15 protein-coding genes are annotated in these 15,460 nt (G+C 47.6%); 9 read left to right on the forward strand and 6 right to left on the reverse strand.

Translation table 11 applies throughout. The features are described 5' to 3' along the window. Positions 1-62 precede the first annotated feature (62 nt). The 7 genes from KUA49_RS11585 (at position 63) to KUA49_RS11615 (ending at position 6,211) form a co-directional block, all read left to right on the forward strand. Positions 63-500: a hypothetical protein gene (locus KUA49_RS11585; RefSeq protein ID WP_218413042.1), complete on the forward strand. Its 438-nt coding sequence runs from the start codon at positions 63-65 to the stop codon at positions 498-500. Between the two features lie 291 nt (positions 501-791). Next, a complete protein-coding gene (locus KUA49_RS11590; RefSeq protein WP_238405122.1) occupies positions 792-1,256 on the forward strand; it encodes a D-Ala-D-Ala carboxypeptidase family metallohydrolase in 465 nt (154 codons plus the stop codon). A gap of 312 nt (positions 1,257-1,568) precedes the next feature. Then, the gene (locus tag KUA49_RS11595) at positions 1,569-1,664 is read left to right on the forward strand and encodes a smalltalk protein (protein ID WP_203038646.1); all 96 of its coding nucleotides are present in this window, start codon (positions 1,569-1,571) and stop codon (positions 1,662-1,664) included. A 68-nt stretch (positions 1,665-1,732) separates the two neighbouring features. Further along, positions 1,733-2,317, forward strand: coding sequence for an HU family DNA-binding protein (locus KUA49_RS11600; RefSeq protein WP_218413043.1), 585 nt, complete (start codon positions 1,733-1,735; stop codon positions 2,315-2,317). A 231-nt stretch (positions 2,318-2,548) separates the two neighbouring features. Further along, positions 2,549-3,712 (forward strand): PCMD domain-containing protein, encoded by a 1,164-nt coding sequence (locus tag KUA49_RS11605; RefSeq protein WP_218413044.1) that lies wholly within the window; start codon positions 2,549-2,551, stop codon positions 3,710-3,712. A 94-nt stretch (positions 3,713-3,806) separates the two neighbouring features. Beyond that, on the forward strand, positions 3,807-4,571 hold the full coding sequence (locus KUA49_RS11610; protein ID WP_218413045.1) for a porin family protein: 765 nt from the start codon (positions 3,807-3,809) through the stop codon (positions 4,569-4,571). Between the two features lie 65 nt (positions 4,572-4,636). After that, on the forward strand, positions 4,637-6,211 hold the full coding sequence (locus tag KUA49_RS11615) for a calycin-like domain-containing protein (protein ID WP_218413046.1): 1,575 nt from the start codon (positions 4,637-4,639) through the stop codon (positions 6,209-6,211). A gap of 572 nt (positions 6,212-6,783) precedes the next feature. Here KUA49_RS11615 and rplT read toward each other — a convergent pair. From rplT to thrS, 5 genes are all read right to left on the reverse strand, one after another. Continuing rightward, positions 6,784-7,128, reverse strand: coding sequence for a 50S ribosomal protein L20 (gene rplT / locus KUA49_RS11620; protein ID WP_089544559.1), 345 nt, complete (start codon positions 7,126-7,128; stop codon positions 6,784-6,786). Positions 7,129-7,167: 39 nt separating this feature from the next. Then, a complete protein-coding gene (gene rpmI / locus KUA49_RS11625) occupies positions 7,168-7,365 on the reverse strand; it encodes a 50S ribosomal protein L35 (RefSeq protein WP_022111351.1) in 198 nt (65 codons plus the stop codon). Between the two features lie 78 nt (positions 7,366-7,443). Next, complete coding sequence (infC, locus tag KUA49_RS11630) at positions 7,444-8,130, reverse strand: translation initiation factor IF-3 (RefSeq protein WP_203038636.1); 687 nt, start codon at positions 8,128-8,130, stop codon at positions 7,444-7,446. 295 nt (positions 8,131-8,425) lie between these two features. Next, entirely contained in the window at positions 8,426-8,803 is a 378-nt protein-coding gene (locus tag KUA49_RS11635) for a GxxExxY protein (RefSeq protein WP_218413047.1), read from the reverse strand. A 191-nt stretch (positions 8,804-8,994) separates the two neighbouring features. Further along, a complete protein-coding gene (gene thrS / locus KUA49_RS11640) occupies positions 8,995-10,947 on the reverse strand; it encodes a threonine--tRNA ligase (RefSeq protein ID WP_218413048.1) in 1,953 nt (650 codons plus the stop codon). Between the two features lie 312 nt (positions 10,948-11,259). Here thrS and KUA49_RS11645 point away from each other — a divergent pair, with 312 nt between their 5' ends. Further along, positions 11,260-12,291, forward strand: a complete 1,032-nt coding sequence (locus KUA49_RS11645) for an asparaginase (RefSeq protein WP_218413049.1) — start codon at positions 11,260-11,262, stop codon at positions 12,289-12,291. A gap of 950 nt (positions 12,292-13,241) precedes the next feature. Here KUA49_RS11645 and KUA49_RS11650 read toward each other — a convergent pair. Then, positions 13,242-14,813, reverse strand: a complete 1,572-nt coding sequence (locus KUA49_RS11650) for a DUF4301 family protein (RefSeq protein WP_218413050.1) — start codon at positions 14,811-14,813, stop codon at positions 13,242-13,244. A 176-nt stretch (positions 14,814-14,989) separates the two neighbouring features. Here KUA49_RS11650 and KUA49_RS11655 point away from each other — a divergent pair, with 176 nt between their 5' ends. Continuing rightward, a complete protein-coding gene (locus tag KUA49_RS11655; protein WP_218413051.1) occupies positions 14,990-15,214 on the forward strand; it encodes a hypothetical protein in 225 nt (74 codons plus the stop codon). The last annotated feature ends 246 nt before the right edge of the window (positions 15,215-15,460 follow it).

Here is a 15,460-nt window from a genome sequence, read left to right on the forward strand (position 1 = left end):
GAGTTTATAGTTGATAGTTGATAGTTGATAGTTAACAATCTTATTTTCAAGACGATACACCTATGACAAAAGAAGAATACAATGAATTGAAGGAGCGGGCACACGAGATGATGCTCGCCGACTATGAGTGGATATTGCAGCAGGACCCGCAGCGGTATCAGTGGACGCATACGCAGTGCTGGCTCATCGAGTTCGTGCACGACGTGAGGGATATCGCCTCGCAGAAGAGCATCAGCGGGGAGGAAGCGGAGGACCCCTGCGACGCCTGGCACGACGCCCATTTCCGTCCGCTGTCGTTGCAGCAGCTCTATAAGGTCATCTGCCGCCAGGTGGGCATCCCCGTGCCCCAACACCCCGCCAATGCACTGAGCAAGCTGAGATCCATGGAGCAGCGCCGCCGCATCTTACCCGACAGCATCACCCTGTTCTACATGAAGGAGATGCAGAAGAATCCTCCCTGCCGCATCATCGAACTGCTGCTGATGATGAACAGAGATTGAGTCAAAGGGAGGCTAGATTGAATCTGAAGTGAGGCTTACTCCGAGCCGGGGTGAGGCTCAAACGAACGTTACGTAAGGCTCATTCCAAGCCGGAGTGAGCCTTACTCCGGATTGGAGTAAGGCTTTCTTCCTGTTGGCGCAAAGCTTGCCTCTGAAATGTCACCCACGATGTAACCCACAATGTAACCCTGAAACTCTTGACAAGAGCCATTTTTTTTTGTATCTTTGCAGTGTAATTCAGAAGAAAGTAGTAGGCAAAAGTTTGATTCACAAATTAATAATCTAATGCGTATGGAACAACACACAGAACTGGAACTGGAGAGGATGCAGCAGATGCTCCTCTCCACCCACTTCACCCTAGGAGAGTTTCTCCGTTCGGGCACCGCCATCAAGTATGGCATCGACAACACGCCGCAGGATGCCATCATCATCATCCGCCTGATGATGCTCTGCGAGCAGGTATTGGAACCCCTGAGAAAGAATTTCGGAGTCATCACCGTTACGAGTGGCTATCGCTGTCCGCAGCTGAACCTGGCTGTGCACGGCGTGCCGGGCAGTCAGCACACCCTGGGCGAGGCTGCCGATCTTTTCATCCCCAACGATGAGATTCTGAAGAAGTATTCCGGCTTCATCGAGGAGCATTGCCATTTCGACCAGATGATCCTGGAGCCTCGCGGCGCCTCGCCCGGCACGCAGCGCTGGCTTCATGTGAGCTATACGATGCGAAGGAAGAACCGTTATCAGATTTTATTTTAATGATTCAAGTTTCGCAAGTAACCTCCGGTCCCCGAAGGGGGCCAACTTTCAATAACCGCTGGTGGAATGACCGAAGGTCATGGAACCTGCGGACAAACTAATAGTAGGGAGAAAGCGTCCCCAAAGGGGGCGAACCACATCCAGTCTTGCTCCTGTTCGCCCCCTTCGGGGACGATAAGAGAGTATCTGTGACTATCCGCAGGTTCCATTCCCTTCGGTCATTCCACCCGCGGTTATTCACATTCGCCCCCTTCGGGGACGGTAGAATGCTACTTGCGAAACTTCAGTTAATGATTCAAGAAAGGAGATTGTATGAAGAAAGAGACATGGAAAGCAGTGATTCAGATTGTCATCTCGGTGCTCACAGCCATCGCCACATCGCTTGGCGTTAGCTCGTGCATGAGCTGATAGCAATCAATTTGATTCACCAAATTATTTTATTAAATTATTTTATTAACCCTTTAAATCTTTGTATTATGAGCGTAAAGTACAGAAAAGTGAAGAACAACCGCAAGGGCTCAGCAACCCGCGGCAAAATCTACGGCAAAGCCGTAGTAGACGGCGTGATCCGCACCAAGGAAATCGCCGAGAAAATCGGTAAGCGATGCACCCTCACCGAGCCAGACATCATCGCCGTGATCAACGCACTGGAAACAGAAATCGCCTATGCCCTCGCCGACGGCAAGCGCGTGATCCTCGACGGATTCGGTTCCTTCAAGGTGGGCATCAGCACCTCCCCTGCCGATACCCCGAAAAAGTTCACCATCGCCAACATCAAGGGCTTCCACGTGGTCTTCGCACCAGCCATCGAGATGTACATGAACAAGCGCATCAAGTCGATGCTCCGTGGCGTGAAGGTGGAGGAGATGACCGAGTACAACGGTCTCGACGATGGTTCTGACGGCGGCGGAACCAACGCCGGTGGCAACGCTGGTGGCAGCAGCGGAAGCTCCACCGGAGGCACCACCGGCGACAAGAATCCGGGCAGCACGGGTTCAGGCAGCGACGGCGGCGGTAAGGACACCGGCAGCGGCGGCGACTCTACTGACGTAGTAATCTAGACGGGGGAAACCATCTAGATTACGCAGCACAGGAAAATCTGAAAGTACTATAGATTGATATAGCACTTGAAAATCTGAAAGGCGACGAAGTCTCTAGGGCTTCGCCGCCTTAATTTTGTTTAATTTCGGAACTAATATATCTAAAAAGAGGAAAATATTTGGTAATTTCGAGTTTTCTGCTTAATTTTGCAGCTGAAACATCACGAATAAATATAATATAAGGAGACATTTATGAAAAGATATTCAAAATTCATACCTATCCTCGCGATAGCACTATCTGCCCCAGCATTCACCTCGTGCTTCAAGGATGAACCCCTCAATGCCGAATGCGACATTGAGCAGGCCTTCATCCCCAACAACGGCAACTGGGAAGAATGCTTCCTCAAAGCCACAGATACACTGCAGAACGTGATGTCTACGGAAAATGAAATCTGCTTCCTCGTAAAAAAGGGAACCGATCTCTCGCACTTCGCACCGAAATTCCAGATTACACCAGGCGCAACCCTATCGCCTGCCAACGGTTCGATGCAGGATTTCACCAACGGGCAAGTAACCTACACCGTTACTTCCGAGGATGGCAACTGGAAACGGCAGTACAGAGTGGGATTCACCTTCCCGCCCGTGGTTTACGAAATGATGAAGTACGACTTCGAAAACTATTTCCTCAACGAAAACAAGCCCGTTCATAAATATTATGTCTGGAGCGACAAGAACGACGACGGTACGCTTGCCAACAACTGGGCTACGGGAAATCCGGGCTTCTACATGAGCCGAAGCTCAGCCAAGCCAGACCAATATCCAACGGTACCTGTGGAGCAAGGCTACGACGGTGCCTGCGTGAAGCTCACCACCAGCGATACCGACCAGTTTGGCGCAATGGCCAAGATGCCTATCGCTGCGGGCAACCTCTTCATCGGAAAGTTCGACGCCAGTCAGGCACTGAAGGATGCCATGAAGGCCACCCAGTTTGGCGTGCCCGTAAGTTTCAAGCCCACCAAATTCAGCGGCTACTACCGATACAAGCGTGGCGATGTGTTCACCAACCGCCAGAAGAAGGTGGTGGAAGGCAAGAAAGACTACGGCACCATCTATGCCGTGTTCTACGACAACCACGACGCCGAGGGCAACAGCATCGTGCTCTATGGCGACAACGTGCAGACCAGCCCTCAGGTGGTGGCAATCGCCAAGTTGCCAGACATCGACGACACGCCCGAGTGGACCCATTTCGACCTCGACTTCGTTTATAAGAAGGAGGTGGATGCCCAGAAACTCAGAAACATGGGCTACAGCATGGCCATCGTCTGCTCATCGAGCGTAGAAGGCGCCTCGTTCATGGGAGCCATCGGAAGTACATTGTGGGTGGATCAGTTCCGCATCGCCTGCGAAAAGGAATAAATGATTCTGCCAAAGAAGATTCAATGAGAAGATTCTTACAAAGAAGATTCATTAAGAAGAGATTGAGAAGATTTAGAAAAAAGAAGACAAGACAATGAAAAAGCCATTCATCATATCAGCCGCAATCCTATGCCTCTGCTCTGCTGAGGCATGGGGACAGAATCTGGGAGAACTGCTCCACAAATTCACCTACCAGGCACGCATCGGCTACAACCTGGGTGGCACTGCCCCTATCGGCATGCCTGCCACCATCCGAACCCTCCACAGCTACACGCTGCAGCCTAACCTGCTGCTCGGCATCGACGCCCACTATCCCCTGGACAACAAGTGGGGACTGATGTTCGGTCTGCACTTCGAAGGCAAGGGCATGAAGATTGATGCGGGCGTAAAGAACTACCACATGACCATGGTGAAAGGTGGTGAACAGCTGGATGGCGTGTTCACGGGCAACGTTATAACAAAGGTTGACCAGAGCCTCGCAACTATACCAGTGCAAGCCACTTACGACGTTACAGAGAAGCTTCGTCTGAAGCTGGGTCCTTACTTCTCCTACGTCACCTCGCATAAGTTTGAGGGCAGCGCCTACGACGGTTATCTGCGCCAGGGCGACCCTACGGGGCCCAAGGTAGAACTGGGACATGAGGACGGAGAGCGTGGCGAATACGACTTCTCGGGCGATATGCGCAACTGGCAGTTTGGCATCGACGTAGGTGCCGACTGGAATTTCTCGAAGCGCTGGGGCGGCTACGTGGGCTTAACCTGGGGCTTATCAGAAGTGTTCAAGAAAGACTTCCACGTGATAGAGCAGTCGATGTATCCCATCTACGGCACCATCGGACTGAGCTATCAGCTGAAATAAAGGAAAATCAATTATTTCAAAATAAAAGAATTATTTCAAAAATATAATAAAAGAAAGGAAAAATTATGAAGAAAATTTTTACTCTAGTAGCAGCAGCACTCTGCTCCATGTCGATGATGGCAAAGGAGTACACCTGCCCTCTCGTAGTTAACATGATGGGAATGGACATGCCAGTGGGCGACGTGAAGGTGAACGTAGATGAGCAGGGAGAAGGCAAATATACCATGAGTTTGCTCAACTTCAAGATGACCGATTACATGCAGATTGGCAACATCGTTATCAAGGACGTAGAGGCAACTAAGTGTGGCAACGTCATCATGCTCAATGCTGCAAAGGACATCCAGATTACCGAGGGTGACGACAAGAACGTAGAATGGATGGGACCAGGTCTCGGCAACGTGAACATCATCTTCAAGGGAGAACTGAAGGGCGACAATTTCAACGCCTACCTCAACATTCCATTGGCTGGCGGCATGATTGTCGGCGTGAAACTCGGCGAAAATTGCAATGAGATGGGTCAGTTGCCAAACGCCGGTTTCGAGAAATTCCACGAGGCATCATACAGCAGCGCCAAGAGCCAGGAGCCTGACGGATGGCACTCATTCATGAGCTCTACCGGCAAGTACGCAAGCATGGTTTCATCACCTGTACATACCTATGCTTCTTCTGAAGTGCGCGAGAACGCAGCAGAAGACAACAAGCAGTGTGTAAAGATAGTTTCTACTCCAGTGAAAGTGGGTCCAATTGTTGCAGCTTCTGCCAACGGTACCATCACCACCGGTCGTCTGAAGGCAGGCAACATGGATGCAACTAGCAAGGACAACTGCTCATTCCTGGATTTCAACTCAACAGATGTTGATGCCAACGGCGATCCATTCTATGCTGTGCTCAACAACAAGCCTGATGCCATGAAGGTTTGGGTGAAGTTCAAGGCTGGCGACGGCAACAAGAATCCTAAGGCTACCATCAGTGCCCTCTTGACCAACGGCGAGTATGCTCAGGACCCAGAAGATGACAAGTATGCAGCCAACATCATCGCCCGTGCCAACAACTCTTCTATCGAGAGCAAGGACGAGTGGCAGGAGATTACCATCCCATTCACCTATGATAATGAGAATGAAATGCCTAAGGCAGCCCTGGTTACCATGTCAACCTGCGCTGTGCCAAGCGGCGGCAGCAAGAGCGAGACCAATCCTGATGTATTGTATGTAGACGATGTAGAGATGGTTTACAATGCTGACGTGAAGAAGGTTACCATGGATGGTAAGGACATCACAAACGAGTTTGATGAAGCCGGCGAGTTGGAGATTGAAGGCTACAATAAGAATTTGGATATCAACAACTTCCAGTTGGAGGCTATCGGTGCCGGTGCTTATGTTACCAAGAAGATTACAGCAGATGACTTTAATACCTACGTAAGCTTCACCGTTACATCCAACGACCTGAAGAACTGCGTAACCCGCACCATCACCTTCAAGGACTATACCACTGGCATTAAGAACCTCGAGACCATCACCTTGCCAAATGGCGTGAAGGCCATCTACAACATGGCAGGTCAGCAGGTTACCAGCATGCAGAGTGGCCAGGTTTACATTGTAAAGTATACCAACGGCGAGAGCAAGAAGATGATTAAGAAGTAAATGATCAAGAAGTAAATGATCAAGAAATAATTGATCAAGAAATAAAAGTTAAAATATATTTAGATAAAAGGCATGCGCCCCACTCCGGGACGCATGTTTTTTTTATATAGAAAATAACTGAAGTTTCGCAAGTAGCATTCTACCGTCCCCGAAGGGGGCGAATGTGAATAACCGCGGGTGGAATGACCGAAGGGAATGGAACCTGCGGATAGCAGACAAACTCTCTACCGTCCCCGAAGGGGGCGAACAGGAGCAAGACTGGATGTGGTTCGCCCCCTTTGGGGACGCTTTCTCCCTGCTATTGGTTGTCCGCAGGTTCCATTCCCTTCGGTCATTCCACCAGCGGTTATTGAAAGTTGGCCCCCTTCGGGGACCGGAGGTTACTTGCGAAACTTGAAAAAATAATAAATTATACAGAAAACAAAAAATTATATAGAAAATATATTTTTTATAGAACATGAAAAATCCCCAGCCATCAAATGAATGATAGCTGGGGATTCAATCTTTTCAAAATCTAGAGGCTAAACTCCCTATGTGTTATCACTAACACGATAAAAAATTTAGCGTCGGATTTACTTCACCTTAGCAACGATAGCCTTGAAAGCCTCTGGGTTGTTAACAGCGAGGTCAGCGAGAACCTTGCGGTTGATCTCGATACCTGCCTTGTGAAGAGCACCCATCAACTGGCTGTAGCTCATACCATCGAGGCGAGCAGCAGCGTTGATACGCTGGATCCACAATGCGCGGAATGTGCGCTTCTTGTTACGACGATCGCGATAAGCGTAGGTAAGACCCTTCTCCCAAGTGTTCTTAGCTACTGTCCATACATTCTTGCGAGCTCCATAGTAACCCTTAGTGAGCTTCAAGATTTTTGTTCTCTTTGCTTTAGATGCAACGTGATTTACTGATCTTGGCATAATTTTTTTTCTTTAAAAGTTCGACTAAAAAGTTAATAATTAACGGAGGCAGAGCAAGTCGCGAACCTGCTTCAAGTTTGAACGGTCTACGAGAGTCTCGCCGAGGAGGTTTCTCTTCTGCTTCTTTGTCTTCTTAGTCAAGATGTGACTGTGATAAGCGTGATGACGCTTAATCTTACCTGTACCGGTGAAACGGAATCTCTTCTTTGCGCCGGAATTAGTCTTTACTTTTGGCATTTTTACTTTTAATTTAAATTGTTATTTATTATAGCGATGGCAACGCATATACCAGGGCGTTACGCATCTTTTTCATTCTTAATCCTCTGCTCCCTCTGCGAGTTTCTTCAGGGCATCGCCGCCTTTGGCATTGGCGAGCAAGCCATTCTTCTCGGCATTAGCCTCGCGCTCTGCATCAGCAGCAGCCTTGGCTTCAGCCTCTCGCTTCTCACGGTCCATCTTCTGCTGGCTCTTCTTGGCTGTGCCAGCCTTCTTTGGACTCATGTAGAGGAACATCTTCTTACCCTCGAGGCGTGGCATCTGCTCTACCTTTCCGTATTCTTCCAAATCATTGGCGAAACGGAGGAGGAGAACTTCACCCTGCTCCTTGAAGAGGATAGAACGACCGCGGAAGAACACGTATGCACGAACCTTGTTACCCTCGCTGAGGAACTCCTTGGCGTGCTTGAGCTTGAACTGGTAGTCGTGCTCATCGGTCTGAGGTCCGAAACGGATCTCCTTGGTCTCCACCTTCACCTGCTTCTGCTTCATTTCCTTAGCATGTTTCTTCTGCTGGTAAAGGAACTTAGAATAGTCAACAATACGGCAAACTGGTGGCTGGGCATTAGGGGATATCTCGACCAAGTCAAGCTCTTGCTGACGTGCCAAGTCCAACGCTTTACGTGTAGGCATCACTTCAGCTCCGCCTTCACTTACAACTCTCACTTCACGTACGCGTATCTGTTCGTTTACGCGGTACTGATTTTTCATTTTGTCATTTTTCATTAACTATTCGATATATTCTTTTGTCTTTTTGATTAAACGGCTGCAAAGTTACGAATTTTCCATGAAACCACCAAATTTTCAGCTGGTTATTTTCATTTTTGCCCGCAGATTCTTTGTTTTTCTAATGGATTTAATATTTTAACCCCACAGATTGCTTTTTAAGTCACGCAGATTTCGCAGATCTTTCTTGATACTCTCCCAAGAATGTCATGGCAATGAAAATCTGCGTCATCTGCGAAATCTGCGTGACTAAAAAAACATAATCAAGCGTGAGAAAAAAACATATCAGCGTGAACTAAAGGTGATTAACGACCCGATGAATAGATGAACGAATATCAGACGTATCAAAATTAACCAGCAATCCAAGTTTTAGATGAGATATTTTCAGATAAGTAAGAAGCTGTTTGCCATAAACCGCCTTCATTTCTGCAACCGCCTTCAATTCTACGATTACCTTATCCTCAACCAAAACATCCAATCGCAAATCTACAGGCAAGACGTGCCCATCATATATTACAGGGAGTCTCACCTGGTTATCAACCTTCAAACCATCTTTTCTGAGTTGATAGCAAAGGGCAGCTTCATAAACAGACTCTAACAAGCCAGGACCAAGCTCATTATACACCTTATATATTGCTCCGATAACCTTATAAGATATTTCGTTTTCTGTCATAACATCAAGTTTTTAGTATTCCCTAAAAAACTCACGCAGACTCCCCAAACTACGCCGTTTTTCCAGTACCCTACAACAAAGAATACCCCAAGAAAAAATCTGCGTCATCTGCGAAATCTGCGTGACTAAAAAAAATATTTCAGCGTGAAAAATATTTCAGCGTGAAAAAATATCTATCAGCGTGAAAAAATCTACTCCTCAGCTGCCTTCAGCTGCTCTGCAACCTCGGCGTTGATGCGCTGAGCAAACTCTTCCATGCTCATGGTAGCCTGCTCGCCACCACCCTGCTTACGCATGGAAACGAGGCCCTCGGCACTCTCCTTCTCACCTACGATGACCATGTAAGGCACACGCTTCAACTCGTTGTCACGAATCTTGCGGCCAATCTTCTCGTTACGATCATCTACCAAAGCACGAACACCCTGCTTGTCGAAGTACTGGCGTACCTTCTGAGCATAGTCGTTGAACTTCTCTGAGATAGGAAGAATTGCAACCTGGTCTGGAGTCAACCACAATGGGAAGTGACCGGCGGTGTGCTCGATGAGAACGGCTGTGAAACGCTCCAGTGAACCGAATGGCGCACGGTGAATCATCACAGGAGTCTTCTTTGAGTTATCCTCAGCGGTATACTCCAGCTTGAAGCGCTCAGGCAAGTTGTAATCCACCTGGATGGTACCCAACTGCCAGCGACGACCGATGGCATCCTTCACCATGAAGTCGAGCTTAGGACCATAGAAGGCAGCCTCGCCAATCTCCTCACGAGTCTCAAGACCCTTCTCCTTGCAAGCCTCGCGGATAGCGTTCTCACTCTCTTCCCAAATCTCATCAGAACCGATATACTTCTCTGTATCCTTAGGGTCGCGGAGAGAAATCTGTGCCTCGTAGTTCTCGAAACCGAAAATCTTGAATACCTTCAAGATTACGTCGATTACATTCTCGAACTCAGACTTCACCTGATCTGAACGAACGAAGATGTGGGCATCATCCTGAGTAAATGTACGAACACGGGTCAAACCGTGGAGCTCACCGCTCTTCTCATAGCGGAATACGGTACCGAACTCAGCGATACGCAAAGGAAGATCCTTGTAAGAACGAGGCTTACGAGCGTAGACCTCGCAGTGGTGAGGACAGTTCATTGGCTTGAGCATATACTCCTCATCCTCCTCAGGAGTCTGGATAGGCTGGAATGCATCCTTGCCATAGTGAGCATAGTGACCAGATGTTACATAGAGGCTCTTGCCGCCGATACCAGGACAGATAACCTCCTGATAGTTATAAGGCTTCAGGAGAGAACGGAGCAACTCCTGCAAGCGGAGGCGGAGCTGAGTGCCCTTTGGCAACCAGATAGGAAGACCCTTACCTACACGCTCTGAGAACATGAAGAGTTCCATCTCCTTACCAATCTTGCGGTGGTCGCGCTTCTTAGCCTCTTCGAGGATAACCAGGTACTCATCGAGCATCTTCTTCTTAGGGAAGCTGATACCATAGATACGGGTCATCTGCTCGCGCTTGGCATCACCGCGCCAGAAAGCACCTGCCACACTTGTAATCTTCACTGCCTTGATAAGGCCAGTGTTCATCAAGTGAGGACCACGGCAGAGGTCGGTGAAGTTGCCCTGGGTATATGTGGTGATGGTACCATCCTCCAAGTCCTGCTCAATGTGCTCGCACTTGTAGGTCTGACCATCGGCCTTGAACTCAGCGAGAGCATCAGCCTTAGCCACCTCCTTGCGAACCACTGGTTCGTTCTTCTTGGCGAGTTCCATCATCTTAGCCTCAATCTTGGCGAAATCATTCTCTGAGATCACCTGACCCTCGGCTGGCATCACGTCGTAGAAGAAACCGCTCTCTACGGCTGGACCGAAACCGAACTGGATGCCTGGGTAAAGCTCCTGGAGAGCCTCAGCCAACAAGTGGGCAGATGTATGCCAGAATGTGTGCTTACCCTGCTCATCCTCAAACTTGTAGAGTTCTACGTTAGCATCCTCATTGATAGGACGGTTCAACTCTACTGTCTCACCATTAACACCGCAAGATACAACGTTGCGAGCGAGAGCCGGTGAGATGCTCTCGGCGATTTGTAAGCCAGTTACGCCCTGCTCATACTCACGAACAGATCCGTCTGGGAATGTGATTTTTACCATAACAACTTAGTATTTTTATTAAATCGTGTGCAAAAGTACTATTTCTTTTTGTAACGAGCGAATATTTTTGCATAAAAAATGCATTTATTTTCAAATCTCCACTAAATGGCGACACTTTTGTGGTTACACCTTATTATATATATAGGATTTCTGAAAAAACGCAGGATTGGAAGGAACCGGCAGGATTTGCTATCGAATGATAACAAAATGTTAAAACATGGCATATTTTTCGGGGAAACACTTGGTCATATCGAATATTTTCTGTATATTTGCACTCGATTAAGTGACAAAAAGTAAATATTGATAAATAAAATGGCAACACCCAAGATTCTCATCATCTATACAGGAGGTACCATCGGCATGGGAAAGGATCCCGTGACAGGCGTACTGGAGCCTCTCGACTTCAACCACCTCGTCTCTTCCATGCCAGAATTCAAACTGATTCAGGCGGAAATCGACGTGAGAAAGTTTGACCCTCCTATCGACTCCAGCGACATGGACCCGATGAGATGGGCTGAAATCGTCAGCATCATCGCCAAGAACTATGATGACTACGACGGATTCGTTATCCTGCACGGCACGGATACGATGGCTTACACATCATCAGCCCTGAGCTTCATGCTCGAGAATCTGACCAAGCCGGTGATTCTGACCGGAAGCCAGTTGCCTATCGGCGAACTGCGCACCGACGGCAAGGAGAACCTGATGACTGCCATTGAGATTGCTTCGGCAAAGGACGAGGAGGGACATCCGATGGTGCCGGAGGTATGCATCTTCTTCAACGGCAAACTGATTCGCGGCAACCGTGCCATCAAGATCAATGCCGAGGGATTTCATGCCTTCGAATCGTTCAACCATCCGCACCTCTGCGATGTGGGTATCAACTTCCAGTATCACAGGCACCACATCCTCACGCCAGACTACAACAAGCCGATGGTGCCCCATCTGAAGCTCGACCCGAACGTGATTGTGTTCAGTCTCTTTCCGGGCATCCAGGACAACATCGTGCGCCACGTGATGGAATCGCCCGACTTGCGAGGCATCGTGATGCGTACCTTCGGTTCGGGCAATGCGCCACATGCGCCATGGATCATGCGCCTGCTCGACCAGGCAGCCCACCGCGGCGTGAACATCGTTAACATCAGCCAATGCCTCACGGGCAGCGTGGAGATGGAACGCTACGGAGCGGGATTCCAGCTGAAGACCGCCCACGTAATCAGCGGCTACGACTCTACGGTGGAGGCGACGGTAACGAAGCTGATGTATCTGCAGGGCAGATACGAGGACAACCGCAAGGTGAGAGAGATGCTCAAGCAATCGCTTGCGGGTGAAATCACGATTTAAATAACAAGATCGATATTAAAAACAATATATCTAAAACCTTGTAAGTTTCTACCAGCGGATAGAAACGAAGGTTATTAAGAGCACTTACCCGTGATGGGCAGGTGCTTTTTTATATTTATACACTTTTTATTCACTTTCGTTTTAAAAATGATTAAAAAATATAGTATTTTTCTACACACACTTGCTTTATATCAATTTTTTGCGTACCTTTGCATCAGAAATTAAGATGTAAAGATATAGAAAAGTAAAAAGATGATATGATGAAGGGCGAGAGCCCATGCTATCTATCACCGATATAGTCAATCCAATAATTCACAATCAACAAAACCAACAATTATGCAGATCAACAACACTAAGAAGTATGGTGAGTTCGTAGAGATTACTGCTCCCGTAGAAAGAACAGCATCTGAAGAGTATCCAAACGTTTTAGGCGGAGAAATCTGGTACAATTAGTATTGAATTCCACCAGAATCAGAGAAAACAGATGTAACAAGCGTCAGATATAACCAAAAACTAACAAAATGGAGAAATCTGATGCATTTAGAAGAAATGAAGAGCGAGATCAAGGAATCATCAAAAATCTATCTCTTGCAGAAGTCGTATTCTCGCAGCTAGATAAGTTTTCCTTCATTTCATGACCAACCTCTTAATCTCAAAATGATAAAGGCTCAATCCTCGATGCATCGGGAATTGAGCCTTTATTGTATTTGTACCCCCCACGGAGATTAAATTCAATGTCCCACGGAGATTAAAGTCAATGTCCCACAGAGATTAAAGTCAATGTCCCACGGAGATTAAAGTCAATGTCCCACGGAGATTAAAGTCAATGTCCCACAGATTTCACAGATTTACACAGATGTAATTCTCTAACCAGAAAAAAATCTGTGTAAATCTGTGAAATCCGTGGGACTAAAAAAAATAATCCGTGGGACTAAAAAATAATCCGTGGGCTAGTGCTTGCAGCAACCTCCGTCGTGGTGATGCTCGTGCTTGATGCCACCCTCTACGGCCTGATGCTGGTCGCGGAGCAGATCGTTCACGGTCTTCACTGGGTTGAAGGTGCCCAGAGGAACCTCTACGAATATGGTGTTCCAGTCGCTCATCGCACCATTCCAGAGACCTGGCAACTCCAAGGCCTTCAAGTCCTTACCGTTCTTGCTCTTACTTGAGATGAAACCGGTGGATGGATCTACGAACTTAGGAAGATCGAAAGCATTGCCCTGGTAATCCTTGGTTGCGCAAACGAGATCTACCGGATTGAAGTGTGTACCCTCGGTAAACATCTTCATGTACTCCTCGTTATTCTTGTCAATCTGTGAGCTCTCCAGAATCTGAAGACTAACAGTGCCATCCTGGTTGTAGGTAAGGAATGGACCACCGCCAGGCTCGCCCACGTTCTTAACCACGCCGCATACACGCATAGGGCGGTTGAGCTTCTTGCGCAGATAGATAACCAGTTCGGCATCCTCCAGCTCCTTGATATCAGCCTTGCGGCAGCAGAGGTCGCGCTGAACGAAGCGAATGATTTCCTCCAGCTTCTCGTGGTTGTACTGTCCGGAATCCAAAACCTTCAGATAATCGAAAGCCTGCTTCTGGAGGGTAACCAATACACCTGCAATCACCTGCTTCCAGGTAACAGTCTCTGCCTTCAGGCGATCAGGAACCACATTGTCGATGTTCTTGATGAATACTACATCTGCATCAATCTCGTTGAGGTTCTCGATGAGTGCGCCATGACCGCCCGGACGGAACAGCAATGATCCATCCTCGTTGCGGAATGGAGTATTATCCGGATTGGCAGCGATGGTATCGGTGCTAGGCTTCTGCTCAGAGAATGAGATGTTGTACTTGATGCCGTATCGCTGTGCATACTTATCTGCCTTCTCGGCTACCATCTGCTTGAAGAGTTCCAGGTGGTCGTGAGAAACGGTGAAGTGAACGTTTGCCTCGCCGTTGCTGCTGGCATAGAGCGCAGCCTCAACCAGGTGCTCCTCCATTGGGGTGCGAACCTCGTCCTCATACTCGTGGAACTGGAGCAATCCCTTAGGCAACTGTCCGTAGTTCAATCCCTCTGGCTTGAGGAGATTAGCCACAATGGCCTTGTAATCGCCCTTCTTGATGAGGCACATGATGCCCTTCTCATTGTTCACATGACACTTGTCGCAGAGCGCCTTGCGGAAAGCAAACTTCTTGATATTCTCGAAGAATTGTTTTTCGAAGTCAGTAGTAGGAACATCGTATGGAGCATCGAGGAATGCAAACATGTTCTTGAACATGCGGCTTGCCGCACCTGAAGCAGGTACGAACTTCACAATCTTGTGACCCTCAGCCTTGTAGTCGTTCCACGCCTTCTCGTAGTCTTCCACTTCCTGGGCTGTAGGAGCCATGATACCCTTACCGATGGCAGCCGCACCCTCTAGTTTGAGGAATGGGAAACCATTCTTGATTTGTTCCAACTGGTGTTCAATCTGCTGCTCGGAGATGCCGCGGGCAGCGATTTGGTTTAGATCTTGCTGATTCATAATACCATATTTATGTTAAATTTACACTATATGTGCTACAAAGATAATAGTTTTTTCTGATAATCAGAAATATTTCCGCTTTTTTTTGTACCTTTGCAATGAAAATTTAACGAAGTAGGCGTTTTTTAACGCCGAAACGCCATTGTTTGACAAATTTAAAATAGGATCTTTCAGATATGGTTAGTAAATTAACAAGAGAACACGACCGCAGAACAGGCCTATCACACTATCTTTATGGAGTGTCTAATCTTGTTCTTAGCGGAACAGGAATCGGTGGTTTATCACCACTTGTCACAGGTGAAGAAATAGCAGTATTCAATTACCTCTGTCTAGCATTTGGTACATTATCTGCTTTTATGTTCGCCTATGCAGCAAACAAAGTAATGAAATATAACGATTAAAATTTTTAATTATGGAAGTATTTACTCTATTCATGTTTATCATGATGGTAATAGGAACCAGCTTCGCCATCTGGCTCAACACCAAGTCTGGCCAGAAATGGATAGATGAGCTATAATCATGGAACTATATACTATATTTATGGGGCTAGGAGCCTTGATAGGAACCTGCTTCGCCATCTGGCTTAACACAAAATCAGGCCAGAAGTGGATAGATAGTTTATAACATATAATATAAGTTTTATGGAA

The sequence above is a fragment of the Segatella copri genome (assembly GCF_019249655.2).
Lineage (GTDB): Bacteria > Bacteroidota > Bacteroidia > Bacteroidales > Bacteroidaceae > Prevotella.

What these genes read in the sequence shown, in the direction of transcription:
- KUA49_RS11585 (WP_218413042.1), top strand. Translation starts at nt 63, where the DNA reads ATGACAAAAGAAGAATACAATGAATTGAAGGAGCGGGCACACGAGATG.
- KUA49_RS11590 (WP_238405122.1), top strand. Translation starts at nt 792, where the DNA reads ATGGAACAACACACAGAACTGGAACTGGAGAGGATGCAGCAGATGCTC.
- KUA49_RS11595 (WP_203038646.1), top strand. Translation starts at nt 1,569, where the DNA reads ATGAAGAAAGAGACATGGAAAGCAGTGATTCAGATTGTCATCTCGGTG.
- KUA49_RS11600 (WP_218413043.1), top strand. Translation starts at nt 1,733, where the DNA reads ATGAGCGTAAAGTACAGAAAAGTGAAGAACAACCGCAAGGGCTCAGCA.
- KUA49_RS11605 (WP_218413044.1), top strand. Translation starts at nt 2,549, where the DNA reads ATGAAAAGATATTCAAAATTCATACCTATCCTCGCGATAGCACTATCT.
- KUA49_RS11610 (WP_218413045.1), top strand. Translation starts at nt 3,807, where the DNA reads ATGAAAAAGCCATTCATCATATCAGCCGCAATCCTATGCCTCTGCTCT.
- KUA49_RS11615 (WP_218413046.1), top strand. Translation starts at nt 4,637, where the DNA reads ATGAAGAAAATTTTTACTCTAGTAGCAGCAGCACTCTGCTCCATGTCG.
- rplT (WP_089544559.1), bottom strand. Translation starts at nt 7,128, where the DNA reads ATGCCAAGATCAGTAAATCACGTTGCATCTAAAGCAAAGAGAACAAAA.
- rpmI (WP_022111351.1), bottom strand. Translation starts at nt 7,365, where the DNA reads ATGCCAAAAGTAAAGACTAATTCCGGCGCAAAGAAGAGATTCCGTTTC.
- infC (WP_203038636.1), bottom strand. Translation starts at nt 8,130, where the DNA reads ATGAAAAATGACAAAATGAAAAATCAGTACCGCGTAAACGAACAGATA.
- KUA49_RS11635 (WP_218413047.1), bottom strand. Translation starts at nt 8,803, where the DNA reads ATGACAGAAAACGAAATATCTTATAAGGTTATCGGAGCAATATATAAG.
- thrS (WP_218413048.1), bottom strand. Translation starts at nt 10,947, where the DNA reads ATGGTAAAAATCACATTCCCAGACGGATCTGTTCGTGAGTATGAGCAG.
- KUA49_RS11645 (WP_218413049.1), top strand. Translation starts at nt 11,260, where the DNA reads ATGGCAACACCCAAGATTCTCATCATCTATACAGGAGGTACCATCGGC.
- KUA49_RS11650 (WP_218413050.1), bottom strand. Translation starts at nt 14,813, where the DNA reads ATGAATCAGCAAGATCTAAACCAAATCGCTGCCCGCGGCATCTCCGAG.
- KUA49_RS11655 (WP_218413051.1), top strand. Translation starts at nt 14,990, where the DNA reads ATGGTTAGTAAATTAACAAGAGAACACGACCGCAGAACAGGCCTATCA.